Here is a 24,071-nt window from a genome sequence, read left to right as displayed (position 1 = left end):
CGGGTCGTTGCGATCGCATATGCGTGGACCGGCAGGCAAGCACGATCGGCAACCGCGGTCGCGCAACAATCGCTGCGGAAGCGCGCCGCCGCTATGCGAAAATCGAAGCCATCGCTCTCTTCCATCCACTCAACGGGGCTCGCATGACCACCCACATCACGATCGAATTCACCGAGCACGCGGCAGAAGCCATCGGTGAGCAAACCAGCACGAGCTTTTCCTACGACCAGGGTGCCCACGTGCCGCAGCCCGGCGACTTCGTCGAGATCGAGAATTCCCAGCAGACGTTTCTCGTGATCGGCCGCGTGTTTTCGCTCAAGGCCAACTACAGCGCAGTCAAGCTCGTTCTCGATCTACCGCCGTCGGATGGCGAACACGAATTCGATCCGGAGTCGTGACGCATCCAATCCCGTGACGAAATCGCAAAAAGTCCACCGAAGCAGGCCCGTACTCGATCCGATGCTCACTTCGGATACGTCGCTGCCGTCAGGCACCGGTTGAACCAGACCGCATCGTCGCCATCGCCGATCAGCCACAGCGCCGCATCGAGTTGTAGCCGGCCGGTTGTCGGCGCAGGCGCGTGACTATCGCTATCGACCGTCCCCGCACGCAGGCAGCCTGCGCGCCCCCGTTATCGCATGCCTGCGCCAGCGCCTCGCAGAACGCCACCGGGCGAATCTTCCCACCATCGGCCGCACTCACCGCGCGGTACTGACAAACCGCACCGGTGGCCCAATCCTCGCTCTGGCTGCAGCTACGTGCACGATGCTGCACGTGTAGCGCACCGAAACACGCATACGAAACGTGTGCGCCCCGCGCATCGCCCGGAATGAAATCGCAGTTCGCCTCGAAGCCCGCCAACGGGCCGCCCGCATATTTCGCGAGCGCTGGCGCTCGGCCCGCGCCAGCGCAATCAGCCCTTTGCCCGACCGATCGGCCAGCACGGCGGCACGCTCGTCGATGGCCTTGCGCACTTCGTCGGTGGCATCAGGTTTGTCGATGAACCGTCAACCCCGACTGATCGACGTTGAGGTGCTCAACCATCCGTTGCCGGGCGACATGAATATGCCCCTTTGCAGCATCGGCTGCCAGCCTCAATACCGGAGACCATTATTCAAAAAATCCGGCTGAGCAAATAAAAAATCCACAAACCAACCACAACCAAAAATCATCGATAAATTTATTTTGCCGAAACCACCCAATCACCCTCGGCTCTTATTTGACCTCACAACACACAATCCACAAGAATAATTTAAAACACTCAACAATCCTCAAAAAATCATTGCCAAATCCGCCACCCTCACTCAACACCCGATTAATCTCCGATATATTCCACATCGATCAGACATCGACACCTATTCAGCCAGCCAACGCTGAACCGTGCATGACCCGCATCACAACCCAAGTAATCCACTCATTCACCAAGGAAAGACCATGAAAAAACTCGCGGCCACCCTCGTTTCGGCCATGATACTTGCTGCATCCTCGTACGCCTCCGCGGAATCGCTTTGCAAGGCAGGCAAGATCGACAAGATCGAAACCGATACGAGCGGCAATCTCCTCGTATCCATCAACGATGGTATTTACTCGTTCAGTGCCAAGGAAGTTTTTCCGATTATCTATTCGGCATTTTCCGAAAATAGAAATATCTTTATTTACGGAAATAACTGCGCAAACGGATCGGCGGCAAGCCGCTTCGCGGTTCGATAAGCCGACTGAAACTCCGGCCATCGGCATCTTTTACAATCAGCGCTTTATCTGATATTCGGCCGACCGGGCTTTGCCGGTCGGCCTTGTGCGTTTTAATTTGCACTGATGCGCTACAGCACGACAACGCCCATGCACTCGCGGGCAATGTCTCCGTGCGGACAATCGTTCCGCGACGCGGCCCGTTGCCGTCCCGCACGATGCCGGCGCGACACTTTGCGCGTCCACGCCGGATCGCCGCTTACTTCTTCTCCGGCTCCGACGCGCCCGGCTGCTTGAACGGGAACGTGTTGAACATCGACTTCGCCTGGTTCTGCATCTGTTCCTGCATCTGCACGAACATGTTCTTCGACTGCTCGATGTAGCTCGTCATCATCCCTTGCATCATCGGCGCCTGCATGTTCATGAACTGCGACCAGACTTCCGGATTCATCGCGTTGCCTTCGTACAGGTTCTTCGACTGATCCGTGAGCTTGTTCTGGATGTCGATGAACGCCTGGATGTTCTTTTCCAGGTACGTGCCCATCATGCCCTGCATCGCATGACCGTAGAAACGGATGATCTGCGACAGCATCGACGACGAGAACATCGGCACGCCACCGCTTTCCTCTTCGAGGATGATCTGCAGGAGGATGCTGCGCGTCAGGTCTTCATTGGATTTCGCATCGACGACCTTGAAATCCTCCTGCTCCAGCACGAGCTGCTTCACGTCGGTAAGCGTAATGTACGTGCTTGTCTCGGTATCGTAGAGCCGGCGGTTCGGATACTTCTTGATGAGCCGTTCGGCCGTTTTCTTTGTAGTAGTCATGTAACGCCTTTGAGTGCAGCGTAGCGCAAGTGACGAATCCCCGCCGCCCGAATCCGGGAGGCGGGGGCCTTCGGAAAACGCCCGGCTGCGCGGCCATCCGGCCCGCGCAGCGCGGACGCTCAGCCCATGTGCAGGCCGCCGTTCAGCGAGAAGTCGGCGCCCGTCGCGAAGCCCGAATCGTTCGACGCGAGCCACGCGACGATCGAACCGATCTCCTCGGGGCCGCCGAGACGCCGCACCGGGATCGTCGCAACGATCTTCTCGAGCACGTCGGGGCGGATCGCCTTGACCATGTCGGTGCCGATGTAGCCCGGCGACACGGTGTTGACCGTCACGCCCTTCGTCGCGACTTCCTGCGCGAGCGACATCGTGAAGCCGTGAATGCCGGCCTTCGCGGTCGAGTAGTTCGTCTGGCCGAATTGCCCCTTCTGGCCGTTCACCGACGAAATGTTGATGATGCGGCCCCAGCCACGTTCGACCATCCCGTCGATCACCTGCTTCGTCACGTTGAACAGGCTCGTCAGGTTGGTGTCGATCACGGCGGTCCAGTCTTCGTGCGTCATCTTGCGAAACACGACGTCGCGCGTGATGCCCGCGTTGTTGACCAGCACGTCGATCTCGCCGACTTCGGCCTTGACCTTGTCGAACGCTTCCTTGGTCGAGTCCCAGTCGCCGACGTTGCCTTCCGACGCGATGAAGTCGTACCCGAGCGCCTTCTGCTCCTCGAGCCATTTCACCCGGCGCGGCGAGTTCGGGCCACAACCTGCGACCACCTTGAAGCCGTCTTTCGACAGGCGCTGGCAGATGCTGGTGCCGATGCCGCCCATCCCGCCCGTTACGTACGCAATTCGCTGAGACATAAATCTCACTCCATTTTTTGGTTTCGAGAGCTGCCTGAAGCCCCCTCTGACTTCACGTGACGCCGGCCGAAGCCGCAATCGGCCGGCGCACGGATTCGGTTCGCCGGTGGCGAACGGCCGGTTACGGACGGCCGGTTACGGACGACCGGTCACGGACGGCCGGTTACGGACGCTCGACCGCGAGCGCGACGCCCATCCCGCCGCCGATGCACAGCGACGCCAGCCCGCGCTTCGCATCGCGCTTGGCCATCTCGTGCAGCAGCGTCACCAGGATCCGGCAGCCCGACGCGCCGATCGGGTGGCCGATCGCGATCGCCCCGCCGTTCACGTTCACCTTCGACGTGTCCCAGCCCATCTGCTTGTGCACCGCCAGCGCCTGCGCCGCGAACGCTTCGTTGATTTCCATCAGGTCCAGGTCGCCCGGCGTCCAGCCCGCGCGCTCCAGCGCACGGCGCGAGGCCGGCACCGGGCCCATGCCCATCACGCTCGGATCCACGCCCGCGTTCGCGTATGCCTTGATCCGCGCGAGCGGCGTCAGGCCCAGGGCCGCGGCCTTCTGCGCCGACATCACCAGCACCGCCGCCGCACCGTCGTTCAGACCCGACGCGTTCGCCGCCGTCACCGAGCCGTCCTTCGAGAACGCCGGCTTCAGCCCGGCCAGCGACTCCGCCGTCACGCCGTGACGCACGAACTCGTCGGTCGCGAACTGCAGCGGCTCGCCCTTGCGTTGCGGAATCGACACCGGCACGATCTCGTCGTTGAAGCGCCCGGCCTTCTGCGCGGCTTCCGCCTTGTTCTGCGACAGCGCCGCGAACGCGTCCTGCTCTTCGCGCGTGATCCCGTATTCCTTCGCGACGTTCTCCGCCGTGATGCCCATGTGGTACTGGTTGTACACGTCCCACAGGCCGTCGACGATCATCGTGTCGACCAGCTTCGCGTCACCCATCCGGAACCCGTCGCGCGAGCCCGGCAGCACGTGCGGCGACGCGCTCATGTTCTCCTGGCCGCCCGCGATCACGATCTCCGCGTCGCCCGCGACGATCGCGTTCGCCGCCAGCATCACGGCCTTCAGGCCCGAGCCGCACACCTTGTTGATCGTCATCCCCGGCACGGCGCTCGGCAGCCCTGCCTTGATCAGCGACTGCCGCGCCGGGTTCTGCCCGGAGCCGGCCGTCAGCACCTGGCCCATGATCACTTCGCTGACCTGCTCGGGCTTTACGCCCGCACGCTCCAGCACTGCGCGGATCACCGTCGCGCCCAGTTCGGGCGCCGCAATCTTCGCCAGCGAGCCGCCGAATTTGCCGACCGCGGTTCGCGCGGCCGATACGATCACTACATCCGTCATTTCCCTTTCCTCCAGGCCCGCACGACACGGCGCATCGTTACCGGCCCTGTTAAAAAAAACTGCGGTGCACCGGACAGCGTGCGCCGCTGTCCGGTTTTCGTCAATCGCGCTGCAACACGTAGCGCCCGGGCGCCGGCTCGATCACCGGGAATTGCGCGGAACCCGGCTGGGCCGGCGGCGCGACCTTGCGGCCGCCGTACGCGTCGAGCCACTCGACCCACGTCGTCCACCAGCTTCCCGGCTGCTCGGTCGCCGCGGCGAACCAGTCGTCCGCGGATTCGGGCAGGTCGTCGTTGACCCAGTAGCTGCGCTTCTTCTTCGCCGGCGGGTTGATCACGCCTGCGATGTGCCCCGACGCGCCGAGCACGAACTTCAGCGGGCCCGACAGGATCGACGTCGATGCATAGGCCGTCTGCCACGGCACGATGTGATCCTCGCGCGAACCGTAGATGAAGGTCGGCACGTCGATCAGCGACAGGTCGACCGATTCGCCGCACACGGTCAGCGCACCCGGCTCGCGCAGCTTGTTTTCGAGATAGGTATGGCGCAGGTACCACGCGTACATCGGGCCCGGCAGGCTCGTCGAATCGCTGTTCCAGTAGAGCAGGTCGAACGGCGCGGGCGTGCGGCCCTTCAGGTAGTTGTCGACGACGTAGTTCCACACGAGATCGTTCGGCCGCAGGAACGAGAACGTGTTCGCGAACTCGACGCCGTGCATCAGCCCCGGTTGCGTACCGTTCTTGCCGCCGATGGTCTGCTCGCGCATCTGCACGTGCGCCTCGTCGACGAACACGTCGAGGATGCCCGTATCGGTGAAGTCGAGCATCGCGGTGAGCAGCGTCATCGACGCGGCCGGATGTTCGCCGCGCGCGGCGAGCACCGCGAGCGCGGTCGCGAGCATCGTGCCGCCGACGCAGAAGCCGAGCGTGTTGATCTGCTCGCGGCCGCTGACCTGCTGCACCGCGTCGATCGCCGCGAGCAGCCCTTCGTTCATGTAGTCGTCCCACGTCTTGTGCGCGACCGATGCATCCGCGTTGCGCCACGACACGAGGAACACCTGATGGCCGTTCGACAGCGCGTGCGCGACGAGCGAATTCTCGGGTTGCAGATCGAGGATGTAGAACTTGTTGATGCACGGCGGGACGATCAGCAGCGGCCGCTCGAACACCTTGTCCGTCTTCGGCGTGTACTGGATCAGCTGGATCAGGTCGTTCTCGTACACGACCGCACCTGCGGTACACCCGAGGTTCTTGCCGACCACGAACTGCGATTCGTCGGTCTGCGAAATCTTGCCGCGCTGCAGGTCGCCGAGCAGGTTCATCATCCCCTGCCGCAGGCTTTCGCCCTGCGTTTCGAGGATCGATTTCTGGGCGTCAGGATTGAGTGCGAGGAAGTTGCTCGGCGCGGCGGCGGCCGTCCATTGCTGGACCGTGAAACGGATGCGCTCGCGCGTCTTCGGATCGGTCTGAAGCGCGTCGGCCAGCTCCTGCAGATAGCGCGCGTTGAGCAGATACCAGGCGGCCGCGAACGCATGCGCGGGCGACGCCTTCCACGCGTCGCCGCTGAAGCGGCGGTCTTTCAACTCCGGCGACTCGAGCTTCGCGGCGGCCGCCTGCTGCATCAGCGTCATGCAGTCGCGCGCGTAGTCGGCCTGCAATGCCTGGAGCCGTTCGGGCGGAATCGCGGCAACCGGCAGCTTCAGCCCCGCGAACGGCGACGCCATCGCGCCGAAGTCGGGCATCGACGGCATCTGGAACGGAAACGACGTCGGGAACTGGAATGTCGCGAACGGATTGACCGAGGCCGATGCGGTCGCGGCGCGCGCCGGATCGGCAAAACCGCGCCATGCGTTCAACCACGACTCGAACATCTGCTGCATCGGCTGGGCGGCCGGATCGAATCCGGTGCTGCCCGCGGAAGTGCCCGCATGCGCGGACGTCGACGAATTTTTCGATGCTGTCATTACCTGCCTTACCGGTGATTCGTGAGCGTCAATCGTGAAATCCTGCTCGCGCGCGGCGTGCCGGCTGCGAGCCGGGCCGTCATGCTCTGGAGAGGCGTCTCCAGATTCTGCCGCAGTGCGGTATTTTTATCATTATCGTTTTCCCCATGTGAAGCGCCCGGTCAAACCACTGAACATTTCTGCGCGGAGATAATCCGCGCACGACAGACGGGGCAAGGGTTCCGGCGCAACATAAAACATTTTGCTTGACTTGACGTCGGGATTTTTCATTCAGTCGCGCATGCAACGCCGCATTACCGCCTCAATATCGAGATAACCGATTTCGCGACGCAACAAAGCCGGCGCGCATGCGCATGCGATCAATCGGCCAGCCAGATTGCCGCGGCCATGCGGCCCGTCACACGGTCGCGCCGATACGAATAGAAGCGCGCGCGTTCGGCGACCGTACAGGCCGTCCCGCCGCTCACGTGCGCCACACCCGCACGCGCGAGTCGCAGGCGCGCGAGCGCGTAGAGATCGGCAAGAAACTTGCCGGGCGCGCCGTCGATCGCGACGAACGCATGACGGGTTTCATCATGCTCCGACTGCGGAGCCGTGTCGAGAAACGCATCGCGCACGTCGGCGCCGACCTCGAACGCCCGCGGGCCGATCGCCGGGCCGAGATAGGCATGCAACGTGTCCGTCGCGCCGCCCGCGAGCGCCGCGACGCGCGCGGCCGTCTGCTCGACGATGCCGGCCGCGAGGCCGCGCCAGCCCGCATGCGCGGCGCCGACCGCGCGGCCCTGCGCGTCGCACAGCAGCACGGGCAGGCAATCGGCCACCATCACCACGCAGACGGCGCCGGCCTGATCCGTGACGCTCGCGTCGGCCTGCACCGGCGCCGTGGCGGCAGGCGCCGCGGCGATCACCGCGTCCGCCCGCACGATCTGCGCGCCGTGAACCTGCTCGAGCCATGCGGCGCTCGACTGGCCAGCGAGGGCGAGCACGCGCGCACGATTGACGGCGACATGGTCGGGATCGTCACCGGTATGCAGGCCGAGATTCATCCCGCCCGGCAGCGCCGTACCGTCCTGCCAGCGCCCGTACGGGCCTTCGCTCACACCGCCGTCGCGCGTGGTGATCAGCGTGCGCACGCGCGGCGACACCCGCCAGTCGGGCTGTACGCAGTCCTGCCACGTCAACGGCGCCAGGTTCGTCATCGGCACTCACTCCTCCTCATCGTCCGGGTACGGCTCGTCGTCGTGATACTCGCCGCCGAAATCGTCATCGTCGTAGACACCGTCGTCGTCGTCGAATTCCTCGTCGCCCTGCCCGAAGCCGAGCGCCGCGACCAGTGCGTTCATGTCGTCCGGCAGCGGGCAGCGCCACTGCATCGCCTTGCCCGTGACCGGATGCACGAGGCCGAGCCGCCAGGCATGCAGCGCCTGCCGGGCGAACCCGTCCGGCAGCGGCGCGACCGAGCGCTTGCCGCGCGCCCGCCCGTAGACCGGATCGCCGAGCAGCGGATGCCCGGCGTGCGCGCAATGCACGCGGATCTGGTGCGTGCGGCCGGTTTCGAGATCGCACTGAATCGCCGAAACCGGCTGACGTTGCCACAGGCATGTGTCAACCGTGCGGAAATGCGTGCGTGCGGGCTTGCCCGACGCGCCCGTGACGACGGCCATGCGCGTGCGCTCGCGCGGGTCGCGACCGATCGGCGCGTCGATCGTGCCCTCCTCGGGCATCGTGCCCCACACCAGCGCGAAATAGCGACGCTTCACCGTGCGGGCCTGCAACTGGCGCACGAGGTCGGTCTGCGCGGCCAGCGTGCGGGCGACCACCATCAGGCCGGAAGTTTCCTTGTCGAGCCGGTGGACGATCCCCGCGCGCGGCAAGCCGGCCGCCGCGTCGCCGTAGCGATGCAGCAGGCCGTTGAGGATCGTGCCGCTCCAGTTGCCGGCGGCCGGATGCACGACGAGGCCGGCCGGCTTGTTGATGACGACGAGCGCGTCGTCCTCGTAGATCACGTCGAGCGGCACGGGCTCCGGCGTGAACGCGAGCTGCTCGGGCAGCAGATCGGGCACGAGCTCGATCTTCGCGCCGAGCGGCACCGGCTGGCGGATCTTCGCCGGCGCGCCGTCGACGAGCACGCGCTGCGCCTCGATCCAGCTCTGCAGGCGGCTGCGCGAGAATTCGGGGAACAGTTGGGCGAGCGCCTTGTCGAGGCGTTCGCCCGCGAGCGACAGCGGCACTTCGACGATGCGCGGGGCGTCGTCGCGCGCCGCGGACGGCACCACGGGCGGCTGCATCGCGTCGCCGGCCAGATCGTCATCGAGGGAATCCCCCGACGCAGCGTCGGCGGGTCGATCGCTTGGGCTATAATCTTCGCGATTTGGTGTGCCCGGCTGGGCATTCTGCGAACTTGAACGGGTCATTTAGACTGGGTCACCGAGACTTGAAGCTAGGACATGCGAGCATGATGAATTCGACCAAACGCACGGCCAGAACCGTCGCCGCCCGGGCTGCGGCGGTAGCGGCCGCGGCCCTCATCGCCGGCTGCCACGGCTTGCCGCAGAAGCAGGACGAGACGGCTACCTGGTCGAACAACAAATTATACTCAGAGGCCCAGGACGCACTGTCCGGCGGCGACTGGGGCAAGTGCGCGAAATATTTCGAATCGCTGCAAGGCCGCGATCCGTTCGGCCATTTCGCGCAACAGGCACAGATCAACGTTGCATACTGCAACTGGAAGGACAACGAAGCGGCAGCCGCCGACCAGGCCGTCGATCGCTTCATCCAGCTCCACCCCGATCATCCGGATATCCCGTACGCGTACTACCTGAAGGGGATGATCCACTTCAACGACGATCTCGGCCTGTTCGGGCGCTTCTCCGGCCAGGACATGAGCGAACGCGATCCGCAGGCGCTGCGCGAATCGTACGATGCGTTCAAGGTCGTCGTCGATCGCTTCCCGAAGAGCAAGTACGCGCCTGATGCGGCCGCACGGATGCGCTACATCGTCAACGCGCTCGCATCGCACGAAGTGCACGCGGCCGACTACTACTATCGCCGTGGCGCGTATGTCGCGGCGATCAACCGCGCCCAGCTCGCGATCAAGGACTACAAGGGCGCGCCGGCGATCGAGGATGCGCTGCACATCATGATCCTGTCGTACGGCAAGCTGAACCAGCCGGAACTCGCCGAGGACACGAAGCGCGTGCTCGCGGGCACGTTCCCCGACAGCCCGTACGTGACGGGCCATTCGCGCCCCGGTTCGAAGAAGTCGTGGTGGCAGTTCTGACGCACGGCGCGATGTAACACCCGTTGCGCCCACAAAAAACCCGGCCATCAAGCCGGGTTTTTTATTGGCGCCGCATTCGGGCGGCGCCGGGGCATTCACGCGACAAGCGCCGCGCGTGCGGTCACGCGCCCTTGTCGGAGCGGCGCTCGTCGAAGAAATCCTGCACGACCGCGATCTCGCGCGTGCGCTTGAACGGCGGCAGGCTTTGCCAGATCCGGCGCCCGTAAGGCTTGTCGACGAGCCGCGTGTCGCAGATCATCAGCACGCCGCGATCCGTCTCCGCACGAATCAGTCGGCCCGCGCCCTGCTTCAGCGTGATCACGGCTTGCGGCAACTGATGCACGGCGAACGGGCTCAGCCCCTTCTTCGTCAGCGCATCGAGCCGCGCGGCCAGCACCGGATCGTCCGGCGGCGCGAACGGCAGCTTGTCGATCACGACCAGCGACAACGCATCGCCGCGCACGTCCACACCTTCCCAGAAACTCTGGCTGCCGACCAGGATCGCATTGCCGTACGCGCGGAAGCGGTCGAGCAGCTCGGTGCGGCTCGCGTCGCCCTGCACGAGCAGCGGCGTGTTCCAGCCGCGCGATTCGATCACGTCGCGCAGCTTAGACGCGATCCGGTCGACCGCGCGCAGCGTCGTGCACAGCATGAACACGCCGCCGCCGGATGCCTCGATCGCCGGCAGCGCGGCATCGAAAACGGCGTCGGTAAATGCCGGCGAAGACGGCTGCGGCAGGTTGCGCGGCACGTACAGCAGCCCCTGCGACTGGTAATCGAACGGGCTGGCGAGCGTCATCGAACGACGCGAGCTGAGGCCCATCTGCGCCGCGTAGTGCGTGAAATCGCCGCGCACCGACAGCGTCGCCGACGTGAACACCCATGCACGCGGCACGCCCGCACGCTGCTTCGCGAAGATCGGCGCGACCGACAGCGGCGTTTCATGGAGCTGGACGGTATGCGCGAACACCTCGACCCAGCGCACCTTCTCGTTCGGATCGCCGTCGGAGGCCGCGTTGCCGCCGGCCGCCGCCGCGTCGGCCTGCGCAGCCGCTTCCGCCGCGCCGGGCGCGACCCAGCCGGCCAGCAGGTCCTGCAGCTCGCGGGCGCGCCGCAGGCACGCGCCGAGCGATTCCGCGCGCTCGGCCTGGCTCGCGAGTGCCGATGCGAGCGCATCGAGCGCAACGTCGAGCGCGTCGAGCGCACCGAACATCGGGTGATCGTCGCCGAGCTGCGCGAGCGACATGCGCACGATCTGGTCGTTCGCGAACGCGAGACGCAAGTCGCGCGCCGCGCGCTCGAGATCGCCGCCGAGCTTCACCCACTCGACCGCGTCGCGCGCATGGCTCAGGCCTTCGGCGACCGTGTCGCGCGCGAGCTCGAGGATCTGCGTCGTCGACAGCGTCTCGCCGAAGAACAGCGTCGCCGTCTCCGGCAACTGGTGCGCTTCGTCGAAGATGATCGTGTTCGCGTTCGGCAGCAGTTCGGCCATCCCCGTGTCGCGCAGCATGATGTCCGCGAAGAACAGGTGATGGTTGACGACGACGACGTCGGCCTGCTGGGCCTCGCGCCGCGCCTGCATCACGAAGCATTCCTTGTAGTGCGGGCACTCCTGGCCGAGGCAGTTGTCGCGCGTCGACGTGACCATCGACCACACGGGCGCGTTTTCAGGCACGCTTGCGAGTTCGGCCTTGTCGCCGCTCTTCGTGATCTTCGCGAAGCGGACGATTTCCTGCAGATACGCGGTATCCTGCCGCGACGGCAGGCGGCCGTTGTCGGCCGTGCGTTGCAGGTAGTAGTGGCACAGGTAGTTGGCGCGGCCCTTGAGCATCGCAACCGTCACCGGCACCGCGAGCGCGTTGCGCACGGTCGGGATGTCGCGCTGGAACAGCTGGTCCTGCAGGTGCTTCGTGCCGGTCGACACGATCACCTTGCCGCCCCACAACATCGCAGGCACCAGATACGCGTAGGTCTTGCCGGTACCCGTGCCGGCCTCGACGATCAGCGTGTTGTCGCCTGCGTCGCTGTCGGATTCGGTTGCCGCGACGTCGTCCGCGGCCGGCCCGGCCGCCTGGTCGCCGTCGCCGAGGCGGCGCGCCGGCCGCTTGCGGGTTTCGAAGATCTCGGGCTCGGGCATCCGGCGTGCGGATGCTTCCATCGCGGACGCGACCGCACGCGCCATCTCGATCTGCGACGTACGCGGCCGGTAACCATCGAGCGCGCGCGCCAGCAACCCGCCTTCGCCGAAGATCGTGTCGAGTTCGTCGACGCGCTTGCGGCTCAGCTCGAAGGTGCCTTCGGGCGCACGAACGCGCCCGGCGGACGTCGTGTCACGCCGGGCATCGGGGGTGGCTTCAAGCGGTGAATTCAAGGCAAGCGTTCCTGTGTCCAGCGCCCGAGCGGCGCCGGCGCTTGCCAGGCCGCGCTCAGGCGCGCTTATCCGGTTCGAGCTGCGATTGCAGCAAAATGATTTTGTCCTTGGCCGCCAGCTTTTCCTTCTTCAGCCGGTGCAGCGTGATGTCGTCGATGTCGGAGTGCCCTTCCTTCAGCTCGATCTCCCGAGCGAGCTGCTGGTGCTGCTCCTGCAATGCAGCCAAACGGTTGTGCAATTCCTGCTGCTGTTCCGTGTGACGGTTTTGCATACCTGCCTCCTCATCGAAGCAGCGCGACGGCTGGCGTGCCGACGCGCCCGAGACTGATCCCGATCAATTCAACACGTTACTGCCCCTGCTGTTGCTGCTGCTTGGCCTTCTGGGCCGCTTCCTGCTGACGCCGCTCGACATCGGCCTTGTGCTGTGCGGCTTCCTTCTGCTTCTGCTCGTAGCGCGTGGCGTTGTCCGCCCGCTCCTGCGCCTTCTGCGCCGCCTGCTGGTGCGCCTGGTCGAGCTTGCGCTGGAAATCCGCCTGCTTCTGGTCGTATGCCTGCTTGCTCGCCGCGCGTTGCGGCCCTTCCGCGCCGCGCTGCGCCTGCTTCAGTGCATTCTGCTCCTGCTTGTCGCGGAATGCAGCCGCGTTCGCCGCGTCGTTCGCCGCCCGCTGCGGCGCTTCCGCCGCGTTCTGGGCCTGCTTCAGCGCCTGTTGCTGGTCGCGCTGCTGCGCGCGCACCGCGCGCTGCTCGTCGCTGAGCGCGAGCTGCTCCTGGCGAATGCTCGCCCGCTCCTCGCGCATCTGGTCGCGCGCCTTGCCGAGACAGTGGTTGACGAAGAACTTGCTGTAGCAATCGTGCTCCGCCACCGCATAACGATAATCGTTTTCCGCGGAGCGTTGATTGAGCACTTTTTGACGGGCGTCGAAATCCGGGGCGGCGGAGGCGGCAACGGGCGCGGACGCGACGGTGTCCGGCGCGCTGGCGCCAGAGGCCTGCGCGAATGCGCCGGAAGGCCCGGCAGACAAAGCCGCGGCGAGCGCTGCGCCGAGCGCGACGAGAGAAATGCGGGAAGTTGGCAACGTCGTAGGAAAGCTGCGGGACATGTGTCAAATTCTATCACCCCCGGCTGGACGCTCCGCCATTTATGGCAAAATGCCCCGCTTCATTCACCCGCGGCCTCTGGCCCGCCGGGCAGCCCGCCGCTTCGGGCCTGCCGGCCCGCGCCGCGATTCCAGCAGGCAGACAGACCATCCACGACATGACGGAAACCGTAGCACTCAAGATCGTACAGCGCATCGCCACCGAACTGTCCGTCCAGCCGCGCCAGGTCGCGGCGGCCGTGCAACTCCTCGACGAAGGCTCGACCGTTCCGTTCATTGCCCGGTACCGCAAGGAAGTGACCGGCAACCTGGACGACACGCAGCTGCGCCAGCTCGAGGAACGCCTCCTGTACCTGCGCGAGCTCGAGGATCGCCGCGCGACAATCCTGTCGAGCATCGACGAACAGGGCAAGCTGACCGACGAACTGCGCGCCGCGATCGACGCGGCCGACAGCAAACAGGTGCTCGAAGACCTTTATCTGCCGTACAAGCCGAAGCGCCGCACGCGTGCGCAGATCGCCCGGGAGGCCGGCCTCGAGCCGCTCGCGCAGGCGCTGCTCGCGAACCCGCTGCTCGACCCGCAGGCCGAAGCGGCCGCGTATGTCGACGCCGACAAGGGCGTCGCCGACGTGAAGGCCGCGCTCGACGGCGCGCGCGACATCCTGTCCGAACAGTTCGGCGAGACGGCGGAGCTGCTCGGCAAGCTGCGCGACTACCTGCACAACCAGGGCGTCGTGTCGTCGGCCGTCGTCGAGGGCAAGGAAAACGAGGAAGGCGAGAAATTCCGCGACTATTACGACTACGCGGAAACGATCAAGACCGTGCCGTCGCACCGCGCGCTCGCGCTGTTCCGCGGCCGCAACGCGGGCGTGCTGACGGTCAAGCTCGGCCTCGGCGAAGAACTCGACGCGCAGGTGCCGCATCCCGGCGAGGCGATGATCGCGCGCCATTTCGGCATCGCGAACCAGAATCGCCCGGCCGACAAATGGCTGTCCGACGTCTGCCGCTGGTGCTGGCGCGTGAAGGTGCAGCCGCACATCGAAAACGAACTGCTCACGCAACTGCGCGAAACGGCCGAAACCGAAGCGATCCGCGTGTTCGCGCGCAACCTGAACGACCTGCTGCTGGCTGCACCGGCCGGCCCGAAGGCCGTGATCGGTCTCGACCCCGGCCTGCGCACCGGCGTGAAGGTCGCGGTCGTCGACCGCACCGGCAAGGTACTCGCCACCGACACGATCTACCCGCACGAGCCGCGCCGCGACTGGGACGGCTCGATCGCGAAACTCGCGCGCATCGCCGCGCAAACGCAGGCCGAGCTGATCAGCATCGGCAACGGCACCGCGTCGCGCGAAACCGACAAGCTCGCGAGCGAACTGATCGCGAAACACCCGGAGCTGCGCCTGCAGAAAATCGTCGTGTCGGAAGCCGGCGCGTCGGTCTACTCGGCGTCCGAGCTCGCCGCGAAGGAATTCCCGGAACTCGACGTATCGCTGCGCGGCGCCGTGTCGATCGCCCGCCGCCTGCAGGACCCGCTCGCCGAGCTCGTGAAGATCGAGCCGAAGGCGATCGGCGTCGGCCAGTACCAGCACGACGTGAACCAGCGCGAACTCGCCCGCTCGCTCGACGCGGTCGTCGAGGATTGCGTAAACGCGGTCGGCGTCGACGCGAACACCGCGTCGGCCCCGCTGCTCGCCCGCGTGTCGGGCCTGAACGCGACGCTCGCGCGCAACATCGTCGACTATCGCGACGCGAACGGTCCGTTCCCGTCGCGCGAGCACCTGCGCAAGGTGCCGCGCCTCGGCGACAAGACCTTCGAACAGGCCGCCGGCTTCCTGCGCATCAACGGCGGCGAGAACCCGCTCGACCGCTCGTCGGTGCACCCGGAAGCGTATCCGGTCGTCGAACGGATGCTCGCGAAGATCAACAAGCGCATCGACGACGTGCTCGGCAACCGCGAAGCGCTGTCGGGCCTGTCGCCGACGGAATTTGTTGACGAACGTTTCGGCCTGCCGACCGTGCGCGACATCCTGACCGAACTGGAAAAGCCGGGCCGCGATCCGCGCCCGGAATTCAAGACGGCCACGTTCCGCGAAGGCGTCGAGAAGGTCTCGGATCTCGTGCCGGGCATGACGCTCGAAGGCGTCGTGACGAACGTTGCCGCATTCGGCGCGTTCGTGGATATCGGCGTGCACCAGGACGGGCTCGTCCACGTGTCCGCGATGTCGACGAAGTTCATCAAGGACCCGCACGAAGTCGTGAAGGCCGGCCAGGTCGTCAAGGTGAAGGTGATCGACGTCGACGTGAAGCGCCAGCGCATTGCGCTGACGATGCGCCTCGACGACGACGCGGCAGCGCCCGGCATGTCGTCGCGCGGCGGTCAGGATCGCGGCAACGCGGGGCGCGGCGCCGCCCGCCCGCAGCGTTCGCGCGAGCCGGAACCGGCCGGCGCGATGGCCGCGGCATTCGCGAAGCTGAAGCGCTGAGCACGCGAAGGCGGCGACGCACAAAAAACCCGCCGAAAGGCGGGTTTTTTTATTGCTTCGGCGAGGCGCGCAGCCTGATCGGCATGAGCCGCATGCGCGGCCCCACCGCGCCGGTCAAATCTCGATCTTGGTGCCGAGTTCGACGACGCGGTTCGCCGGAATCGAAAAGAAATCGGTCGGCTTCGCCGCGTTCTGATGCATCCACGCGAACACGCGCTCGCGCCAGATCGACATGCCCGGCAGATGCGTCGGCACGACCGTTTCGCGCGCGAGGAAGAACGACGTGTCCATCAGCTCGAACGTCATGTCGTGCGTGCGGCCGAATTCCTCGAGCACGGCCTTCACGTCCGGCGTCTCGTTGAAACCGTACTCGGCCTTGGCGATGTACAGGCCGCCGCCCGCATCCCGCGCCGTCAGACGCTTGTCGTCGCGCACATAAGGAATATCGCGCGTGACGAACGTCAGGAAAATGGTCCGCTCGTGCAGCACCTTGTTGTGCTTCAGGTTGTGCAGCAGGCTGACGGGCACGAGCTTGTCGTTGCCGGTCAGGTAGATCGCGGTGCCCGACACGCGGTGCGGCGGATGCGCGAGCAGCCCCTGCAGGAACGGCTCGAGCGGAATACCGTCGGCCGCCGTGCGCTCCTTGACGATGTGGCGCCCCTTGTACCAGGTCATCAGCAGGAAGAACAGCAGCGCGCCGATGCCGAGCGGCAGCCAGCCGCCCTGCGCGACCTTCAGCAGGTTCGCGCCGAAAAAACCGAGGTCGATCGCGAGGAACACCGCGATGATCGCGCCGACCAGCAGCCGGTTCCAGTTCCACACCTTCACCATCACGACGCACGCGAGCACGGTCGTGATCACCATCGTCGCCGTCACCGCGATGCCGTACGCGGCCGCGAGGTTGTCCGAGCTCTTGAAGCCGACGACGATACAGAGGATCACGGCCAGCAGCAGCCAGTTCACGACCGGCACGTAGATCTGCCCGATCGCGAGCTCGGACGTATGCAGCACCTTCATGCGCGGCACGTAGCCGAGCTGGATCGCCTGCGACGTCAGCGAATACGCGCCCGAGATCACGGCCTGCGACGCGATCACGGTCGCGACCGTCGACAGCACGACGAGCGGCAGCAGCCCCCATTCGGGCGCCAGCAGGAAGAACGGGTTTTCGATCGCTTTCGGATTCTGGATCAGCAGCGCGCCCTGGCCGAAGTAGTTCAGCACGAGCGACGGCATCACGAGCCCGTACGCGGCGTACCGGATCGGCTTTGCACCGAAGTGGCCCATGTCCGCGTAGAGCGCTTCCGCGCCGGTCAGCACCAGCACGACCGAGCCGAGCACGACGTAGGCCTGCAGCAGGTGGTCGGCCATGAACGACGCCGCGTAATACGGATTGATTGCCGCGATGATGCCCGGCACGCGAACGATGTGGTACACGCCGAGCGCCGCGATCACGACGAACCACAGCACCATGATCGGGCCGAACAGCTTGCCGACCAGCGCGGTACCGTGCCGCTGGATCCAGAACAGCGCGATCAGGATCACGATCGTGATCGGCAGCACGAGATGGGACAGGTGCGGCGTCGCGATCTCGAGACCTTCGACGGCCGACATCACCGAGATCGCCGGCGTGATCACCGCGTCCCCGTAGAACATGCACGCGCCGAATATCCCGAGCGCCATCAGCGCGCCCGCGACACGGGTTTTCGAGTCCAGCGGCCGCAGCGACAGCGCCATCAGCGCGAGCACGCCGCCTTCGCCGTTGTTGTCCGCCCGCATCACGAACAGCAGGTACTTGACGCCGACCACCAGGATGATCGCCCAGAACAGCAGCGAGATCACGCCGAGAATCGACCCTTCGGTCAGCGGAATGCCGTGCGCGGGGCTGAACGCCTCCTTCAGCGAATACAGCGGGCTCGTGCCGATGTCGCCGAACACGACGCCGATGGCCGCTATCGCGAGCGAGCGCATCGAATGTTGGTGCGTCGAATGCGCGTGGGCTGCGTCGGTCGCCTGAGTCGTGTCGTTCATATGAAGCGTAATAATCGGGTCCGGTCGGACAAAACGAGCGCTATTCTACTCGCGCCCCCCTGAAATACCGTCCTGCCCTGTTGCCCTGACACCACGTGAGCCCACGCTGCGCATGCAATCCCGCGCAAGCTGTGGCAGGGCTGCCATCATAGCCGGGGCCGCGCCGCCTGCCTATCGGGTCCGCAACGCGCACCGCGTGGCGCAACGCGCGCGCCAACGAAAAACGGCGCCGCAAGCGGCGCCGTACAAGGCTTTCCTTCGATCGGCCGGCCGCTTACGCGCCCGAACCATCGCGCTGCGCGCGACCGCGCTTGATCCACGCCTCGAGGTTGTGCGGACGAACCGTGTCCCACTCCTCGAACGGCTGATGAATCCACGGATTCGTCGGCAGGAACTGCGTGTGATAGTCGGGCTTGACCTTCGAGCACCCTTTGTACCAGAGCACGGCCGAACGCACGGCCGTGACCGCCGGATAGCGCTCCTTCAGGTGCTCCTGCACGCGCGCGAGCGTGACGCCCGAATCGACGAGGTCGTCAACCAGCAGCACGTTGCCCGCGAGATGGCCGCGCGTCATCGTGATGTACTGCGCGATGTCGAGCTCGCCCTGCTCGGTGCCGGCCGCTTCCCGGTACGAACTCGTCGCGAGAATCGCGAGCGGCACGTCATAGATGCGCGACAGCTGATCGCCGACGCGCAGGCCGCCGCGCGCGAGGCACAGGATCTGGTCGAACTTCCAGCCCGAAGCGTGCACCTGGAGCGCGAGCAGCTCGATCAGACGGTGATACTCGTCCCAGCCCACCCACAGGTTCTTGTCGTCGTTGCGCGGATCGGTCATCAAGTCTGCCGCCGTCATCGTGATTTGCTGCGTCATCTGAAAATTACACCTTGAACGGATGGCGGAGCAGGATCGTTTCGTCGCGGTCCGGGCCCGTCGACACCATGTCGACCGGCACGCCAGCCACTTCCTGGACGCGGGCCAGGTATGCCTGCGCGTTCGCCGGCAGCGCGTCCCACGTGTTGATCCCGACGGTGCTTTCCTTCCAGCCGGCGAACGTCTCGTACACCGGTTCGCAACGCGCGACATCGACCGCGCCACGCGGCAGGATGTCCACGTCCTTGCCGTCGACGTGGTAGCCGACGCACAGCTTGACTTCGTCGAGGCCGTCGAGCACGTCGAGCTTCGTCATGCACAGGCCCGACACGCCGTTGATCTGGATCGAGCGGCGCAGTGCAGCCGCGTCGAGCCAGCCGGTGCGGCGCGGACGGCCGGTGACCGAACCGAATTCCTTGCCGACGTTCGCGAGCGTGACGCCGATCTGGTCCTGACGCTGCGGGTTGTCCGCATCGTACAGCTCGCTCGGGAACGGGCCCGAGCCGACGCGCGTGCAATACGCCTTCGTGATGCCGAGGATGTAGTTGAGCTTCTGCGGACCGACGCCCGCGCCGGCCGACGCCGCACCTGCGACGCAGTTGCTCGACGTGACGAACGGATAGGTGCCGTGGTCGATGTCGAGCAGCGTGCCTTGCGCGCCTTCGAACAGCAGGTTCTGGCCCGCGTTGTTCGCGTCGTACAGGCGGCGCGACACGTCGGCCACCATCGGCTTCAGGCGGTCGGCATAGCCGAGCATCGTGTCGAGCGTGGCCTGGAAGTCGACGGCCGCGCCGCCCAGATACTGGGTCAGCACGAAATTGTGGAAATCGAGATTTTCGCGCAGGCGATCGGCGAAGGTCTTCGCGTCGAACAGGTCCTGCACGCGCAGCGCGCGGCGGCCGACCTTGTCTTCGTACGCGGGGCCGATGCCGCGACCCGTCGTGCCGATCTTGCCCGCACCCTTGCGCGCTTCGCGCGCCTGGTCGATCGCGATGTGGTACGGCAGAATCAGCGTCGCGGCTTCGGAGATGAACAGACGGTCGCGCACGTTCACGCCGGCTTCTTCGAGCTCGCCGATTTCCTTGAACAGTGCTTCGGGGGACAGGACGACGCCGTTGCCGATGTAGCAGGCGACGCCTTCACGCATGATGCCCGACGGAATGAGGCGCAAGATCGTTTTCTTGCCGCCGATGATGAGGGTGTGGCCGGCGTTGTGACCGCCCTGGAAACGCACGACGCCCTGAGCGTGGTCCGTCAGCCAGTCGACGATCTTGCCCTTGCCTTCATCACCCCATTGCGTTCCCACGACGACGACATTGCGCCCGGGAGTCACGTTCACTGCGCTGGCAGACATGTTGATTCGTTAGCTGGTTAAAAACGTATTCTACCTATGTTCGCGGGCGATTCCGAATTTTTCCGTTTCGCTTCAACGATATGCACGCCGAAGCACGGCCCGCGAACACCTGTTTATCGGGGTTCGACCACCCATGCGCCGTTGCGCTCGACGAGCGAACGATCGCATGCGAATTCGTCGAGCACGTGGTCGTGGCCCGGCAGCGCCTGGATCACGACCTCGCCCGCATCGCGCAGCGCCGCGACCGCCGCGCCCAGCGCGTCGTCCTGCGCCCACGGCGCGAGGATCGCGGTGCCACGCGCCTCGACCGGCGAAATCCGCGCGAGCTCGCGCAGGTCGAGCGAGAAGCCGGTCGCCGGACGGGCCCGGCCATAGGCCTGCCCCACGTGGTCGTAACGGCCGCCGCGCGCGATCGCGTTCGGCACGCCGTCGATGTACGCACTGAACATCGCGCCGCTGTGATACGCGTAGCCGCGCAGGTCGGCGAGATCGATCGCGACTTCGACGCCCTTCGCCTGCGACGCAAGCTGCGCGAGATCGTCGAGCGCCCGCGTGATTTCGGGCAGCACCGGCAGGCGCGTGCGCGCCTCGGCGAGCACGCTCGCGTCGCCGTAGAGATTCGGCAGCGCGCGCAGCGCGGCACGCGTATCGGCGCCGAGATCGTCGGTGAGTTCGTTCAGCAGCGGCACGTCCTTGCCCGACAGCGCGTCGTACAGCGACTCGCCGCGCTCGGCGGCCTGCGCGTCGCGCGCCAGCAGCGCCGCGAGCACGCCCGCGTGACCGAGGTCGAGACGGATGCGCGACAGGCCCGCGAGATGCAGCGAATCGAGCATCAGTTGCTGGATCTCGAGATCGGCTTCGAGCCCGGCGTGGCCGTAGATTTCAGCGCCGATCTGGATCTGCTCGCGCGTCGCGTGCAGGCCGCGCGGACGCGTATGCATCACGTGGCCCGCGTAGCAGAGGCGCGTCACGCCCTGACGGTTCAACAGGTGCGCGTCGATCCGCGCGACCTGCGGCGTGATGTCCGCGCGCAGGCCAAGCGTGCGGCCCGACAGCTGGTCGACCAGCTTGAAGGTGCGCAGGCGCAGATCGGCGCCGCCGCTCGTCAGCAGCGACTCGAGATACTCGAGCAACGGCGGCATCACCATTTCGTAGCCGTACGAACGGAAGCGGTCGAGCAGCCTGCGGCGCAGCTCCTCGATCTTGCGCGCTTCCGACGGCAGTACGTCGGCGATATTCTCGGGAAGTAACCAGGTCGACATCGGTACGGTCCTACGACGGGAAACGGCACGCGACACGCGCGCCGCGAGTTGAATCGGAACTTCGAAATCGGGCGGAACGAACGGCGGATGCGCCGTCCGGATCGGGGCGCCGGTCAGGTCGCGAGCAGCAGCAGCACGAGCCCGAGCACCATCACGATCAGCCCGCCGATCCGGATATGATGCGGCGGCCGCTCGGCTATTCTACGAAACGTGTCGCGCCAGGCGACGGGAAACACGAAGGGGAATGCCCCCTCGATGATCAGCATCAGCGCTACTGCGAGCAACAACGAGCCAGCCAGGTCCATGCGAACGACGGCGCCGCTCGACGCGGCGCCCCAAGGTCAATGTTTGCGGGAAGCAGGCGCCGCCGGTGCGGCGCCGCCCGTCGGGCTGCGCATGAAGCGGAAGAACTCGCTGTCGGGATCGACGACGATGATGTCGTTGCGCTTGAACGTATTCCGGTAGGCCTGCAGGCTCGCGTAGAACTGATAGAACTGCGGATCGCGGCCGAACGCATCGGCGGCGATCGTCGCGGCCTTCGCGTCGCCCTCGCCCTTGATCGTCTGCGCGGACTTGTACGCGTTCGCGAGCACGGCCTGCTGCTCGCGCTCGGCGTCGGCCTTGATCTGCTCGACGTCGGCCGCGCCTTGCGCACGCACCTGGGCCGCCTGATCGCGCAACGCGCCGATCATCCGTTGATAGACGACGTCCGTCTGCGCGGCCGGCAGGTCGACACGCGTCAGCTGGACGTCGACCACGTCGACGCCGAAACCGGACGCTTTCGCCTTCGCCGCATCGCGCGCCGCCTCGGCGATCGCGCGCTGGCCGCCGAGGGCATCGTCGAGCGCGCGCTTGCCGAATGCGTCGCCGAGCGCGCTCTTCAACGCGCCGGACAGCCGTTCGGTCGCCGCCGCCGGGTCGCCGCCCGTCGCGGTGAAATATTTCATCGGATCGCTGATCCGGTACTTCACCGCATACGCGACGAGCAGATCGTGCTTGTCTTCGGTTGCCAGTTGCAGCGGATCGGACGACTCGAGCGACTGCAGGCGCGTGTCGATCAGCGTGGCCGTCTGCAGCGGCGGCGGCAGCTTGAAATGGACGCCGGGGCCCGCGAGTTCCGGCTGCGTACCGTCGCGGCCCGACAGCACGGCCGCACGGCGCGGATCGACGGTAAGGACCGTCGACGATGCCGCGAAGGCAACGATCACGATTGCGACGACGAGCGCAATGATTCGGTTCATGTTCTGCGCTCTCCGTTACTTCGTATCGTCTTCACGCGACCGGCTGCGAAACGCTTCGCGCGAACGCAGCACGTCGACACCCGACGCGGTGGCGGCCGGTGCGGCACTCGCCGGCGCGGCAGCGGCCGCCGACGGCGCCGTAGCCGCCGGTGCCGACGCTGCATCGGCGGCGGACGCGCCGGTCGACGTCGCGGCGTTTTGCCGCCCCTGCTCGACGAGCTTGTCGAGCGGCAGGTACACGACGCTATTGCCGCCCTTGTTGCCGACGAACACCTTCGTCGCGTTCGAATAGATTGCCTGCATCGTCTCGAGGTACATCCGCTCGCGGATGACCGCCGGCGCCTTCGAATACTGCGCGTAGACCTGCTTGAAGCGGTCCGCGTCGCCCTCGGCCTCCGTGACCACGCGATCGGCATACGCCTTCGCTTCGTCGACGAGCTTCGCCGCATCGCCCTGCGCCTTCGGCAGCAGGTCGCTCGCATACGCCTGCGCGGCGCGCTTCGCGGCCTCGCGCTCGTCGCGCGCCTTCGCGACTTCGGCGTATGCGGCCTGGGTCTGCTCGGGCGCCGCGACGCTCTGCATCGTGACGGCCGTCACCTCGAGCCCCGACTGGTAGCGGTCGAGATCGCGCTGGATCGCGGTGGAAAGCTGCTCGCGCAGCGCGTCGCGATCCTGGTTCAGCATGTCGGCCGCGCTGCGCGTGCCGACGATCGCGCGCACCGCGGCCTGCGCGGCCTGCGACACGCTGCGCTCGGGATCGACGCTGCGGAACAGGTAATCGGTGGCGGAACGGATCCGGTACTGGACGATGAAGCGCACGTCGACGATGTCGGCATCGCGCGTCAGCATCGCGGCTTCCTTCACGTTCGCGAGGCGCACGACGTTGTTGCGGCCGATCTCGATCGAGCGGACCTGCGACGTGTCGACGATCTCGTGCGACGCGAACGGATACGGCGCACGCCAGTGGACGCCCTGGCCGACCGTGCCCGACACCTTGCCGAGCTGCAGCACGACACCCGTCTGGCCTTCCTGCACGACGAACAGCCCGCTGCCCGCATAAACCGCGACCAGCACGCCGATCACGATGCCGACGCCGACCCGTGCGGCCCGGCCGTTGTCGGGACGGAAGCCGTTGCCGCCCTTGCCGCCGAACAGGCCGCTCAGCCGCCGGTTGAAGTTGCGCCACATCTCGTCGAGATCGGGCGGACCGTCGCCGTCGCCGCCTTGCGGACGCTTCGATTCATTCGCACGGGGGCGGGATCCGTCCTTGCCATTGCCTTCGCCGCGTCCCCAGCGGGGATCGTTGATCGACAGCAAGGCGCGCATCCGCCGCCAGGTACTCCGCTCGTTGTATTCGTTCACCAGAGTTTGTTCACCAGATTGGACGCCGGCGAACCGGCC

The 24,071-nt window shown here is 66.1% G+C and carries 20 protein-coding genes; 4 read left to right on the top strand and 16 right to left on the bottom strand.

Annotated elements, in window-relative coordinates; translation table 11 throughout:
- The first annotated feature begins 143 nt into the window (after window positions 1-143).
- Window positions 144-398 (top strand): hypothetical protein, encoded by a 255-nt coding sequence (locus tag HWW87_RS07110; protein WP_175820685.1) that lies wholly within the window; start codon window positions 144-146, stop codon window positions 396-398.
- Window positions 399-1,434: 1,036 nt separating this feature from the next.
- Complete coding sequence (locus HWW87_RS07105; RefSeq protein ID WP_175819728.1) at window positions 1,435-1,710, top strand: hypothetical protein; 276 nt, start codon at window positions 1,435-1,437, stop codon at window positions 1,708-1,710.
- A gap of 238 nt (window positions 1,711-1,948) precedes the next feature.
- Here HWW87_RS07105 and phaR read toward each other — a convergent pair whose 3' ends face one another.
- From phaR to HWW87_RS07075, 6 genes are all read right to left on the bottom strand, one after another.
- Window positions 1,949-2,515 (bottom strand): polyhydroxyalkanoate synthesis repressor PhaR, encoded by a 567-nt coding sequence (gene phaR / locus HWW87_RS07100; RefSeq protein ID WP_174390890.1) that lies wholly within the window; start codon window positions 2,513-2,515, stop codon window positions 1,949-1,951.
- Between the two features lie 119 nt (window positions 2,516-2,634).
- Window positions 2,635-3,375, bottom strand: coding sequence for a 3-ketoacyl-ACP reductase (locus tag HWW87_RS07095; protein WP_027784565.1), 741 nt, complete (start codon window positions 3,373-3,375; stop codon window positions 2,635-2,637).
- A 163-nt stretch (window positions 3,376-3,538) separates the two neighbouring features.
- Complete coding sequence (locus HWW87_RS07090; protein WP_175819727.1) at window positions 3,539-4,720, bottom strand: acetyl-CoA C-acetyltransferase; 1,182 nt, start codon at window positions 4,718-4,720, stop codon at window positions 3,539-3,541.
- Window positions 4,721-4,820: 100 nt separating this feature from the next.
- Window positions 4,821-6,683, bottom strand: coding sequence for a class I poly(R)-hydroxyalkanoic acid synthase (gene phaC, locus HWW87_RS07085; protein ID WP_175819726.1), 1,863 nt, complete (start codon window positions 6,681-6,683; stop codon window positions 4,821-4,823).
- 359 nt (window positions 6,684-7,042) lie between these two features.
- Entirely contained in the window at window positions 7,043-7,882 is an 840-nt protein-coding gene (pgeF, locus tag HWW87_RS07080) for a peptidoglycan editing factor PgeF (RefSeq protein WP_175819725.1), read from the bottom strand.
- A 6-nt stretch (window positions 7,883-7,888) separates the two neighbouring features.
- The gene (locus tag HWW87_RS07075) at window positions 7,889-9,097 is read right to left on the bottom strand and encodes an RluA family pseudouridine synthase (protein ID WP_175819724.1); all 1,209 of its coding nucleotides are present in this window, start codon (window positions 9,095-9,097) and stop codon (window positions 7,889-7,891) included.
- Between the two features lie 41 nt (window positions 9,098-9,138).
- Here HWW87_RS07075 and HWW87_RS07070 point away from each other — a divergent pair, with 41 nt between their 5' ends.
- Complete coding sequence (locus HWW87_RS07070; RefSeq protein WP_039360216.1) at window positions 9,139-9,963, top strand: outer membrane protein assembly factor BamD; 825 nt, start codon at window positions 9,139-9,141, stop codon at window positions 9,961-9,963.
- Window positions 9,964-10,084: 121 nt separating this feature from the next.
- Here the strand turns inward: HWW87_RS07070 and HWW87_RS07065 are convergent, their stop codons facing one another.
- The 3 genes from HWW87_RS07065 to HWW87_RS07055 form a co-directional block, all read right to left on the bottom strand.
- The gene (locus HWW87_RS07065) at window positions 10,085-12,334 is read right to left on the bottom strand and encodes an ATP-dependent DNA helicase (protein ID WP_175819723.1); all 2,250 of its coding nucleotides are present in this window, start codon (window positions 12,332-12,334) and stop codon (window positions 10,085-10,087) included.
- A gap of 55 nt (window positions 12,335-12,389) precedes the next feature.
- Window positions 12,390-12,605 carry a YdcH family protein gene (locus HWW87_RS07060; protein ID WP_006478692.1) on the bottom strand — a complete coding sequence of 72 codons (216 nt, stop codon included), beginning with the start codon at window positions 12,603-12,605 and terminating at the stop codon, window positions 12,390-12,392.
- A 76-nt stretch (window positions 12,606-12,681) separates the two neighbouring features.
- Window positions 12,682-13,434 carry a hypothetical protein gene (locus HWW87_RS07055; RefSeq protein WP_175819722.1) on the bottom strand — a complete coding sequence of 251 codons (753 nt, stop codon included), beginning with the start codon at window positions 13,432-13,434 and terminating at the stop codon, window positions 12,682-12,684.
- Between the two features lie 155 nt (window positions 13,435-13,589).
- Here HWW87_RS07055 and HWW87_RS07050 point away from each other — a divergent pair, with 155 nt between their 5' ends.
- On the top strand, window positions 13,590-15,914 hold the full coding sequence (locus HWW87_RS07050; protein WP_175819721.1) for a Tex family protein: 2,325 nt from the start codon (window positions 13,590-13,592) through the stop codon (window positions 15,912-15,914).
- A gap of 114 nt (window positions 15,915-16,028) precedes the next feature.
- Here HWW87_RS07050 and HWW87_RS07045 read toward each other — a convergent pair whose 3' ends face one another.
- The 7 genes from HWW87_RS07045 to hflK form a co-directional block, all read right to left on the bottom strand.
- Window positions 16,029-17,942, bottom strand: coding sequence for a potassium transporter Kup (locus HWW87_RS07045; protein ID WP_175819720.1), 1,914 nt, complete (start codon window positions 17,940-17,942; stop codon window positions 16,029-16,031).
- 274 nt (window positions 17,943-18,216) lie between these two features.
- On the bottom strand, window positions 18,217-18,813 hold the full coding sequence (locus tag HWW87_RS07040) for a phosphoribosyltransferase (RefSeq protein WP_006478688.1): 597 nt from the start codon (window positions 18,811-18,813) through the stop codon (window positions 18,217-18,219).
- Between the two features lie 7 nt (window positions 18,814-18,820).
- A complete protein-coding gene (locus HWW87_RS07035) occupies window positions 18,821-20,167 on the bottom strand; it encodes an adenylosuccinate synthase (RefSeq protein WP_027784575.1) in 1,347 nt (448 codons plus the stop codon).
- Window positions 20,168-20,280: 113 nt separating this feature from the next.
- Entirely contained in the window at window positions 20,281-21,429 is a 1,149-nt protein-coding gene (locus HWW87_RS07030; RefSeq protein ID WP_175819719.1) for an ATP phosphoribosyltransferase regulatory subunit, read from the bottom strand.
- 113 nt (window positions 21,430-21,542) lie between these two features.
- On the bottom strand, window positions 21,543-21,734 hold the full coding sequence (locus HWW87_RS07025; RefSeq protein ID WP_006478685.1) for a DUF2065 domain-containing protein: 192 nt from the start codon (window positions 21,732-21,734) through the stop codon (window positions 21,543-21,545).
- 36 nt (window positions 21,735-21,770) lie between these two features.
- Window positions 21,771-22,670 (bottom strand): protease modulator HflC, encoded by a 900-nt coding sequence (hflC, locus tag HWW87_RS07020; RefSeq protein ID WP_175819718.1) that lies wholly within the window; start codon window positions 22,668-22,670, stop codon window positions 21,771-21,773.
- Between the two features lie 15 nt (window positions 22,671-22,685).
- Complete coding sequence (gene hflK, locus HWW87_RS07015; RefSeq protein WP_175819717.1) at window positions 22,686-24,032, bottom strand: FtsH protease activity modulator HflK; 1,347 nt, start codon at window positions 24,030-24,032, stop codon at window positions 22,686-22,688.
- Window positions 24,033-24,071 lie beyond the last annotated feature (39 nt).

Source organism: Burkholderia sp. BCC0419 (genome assembly GCF_902830285.1).
Classification (GTDB): domain Bacteria; phylum Pseudomonadota; class Gammaproteobacteria; order Burkholderiales; family Burkholderiaceae; genus Burkholderia.
Note: the sequence above shows the minus strand (reverse complement) of the source record. Positions and strands in the feature narration are given on the sequence as shown.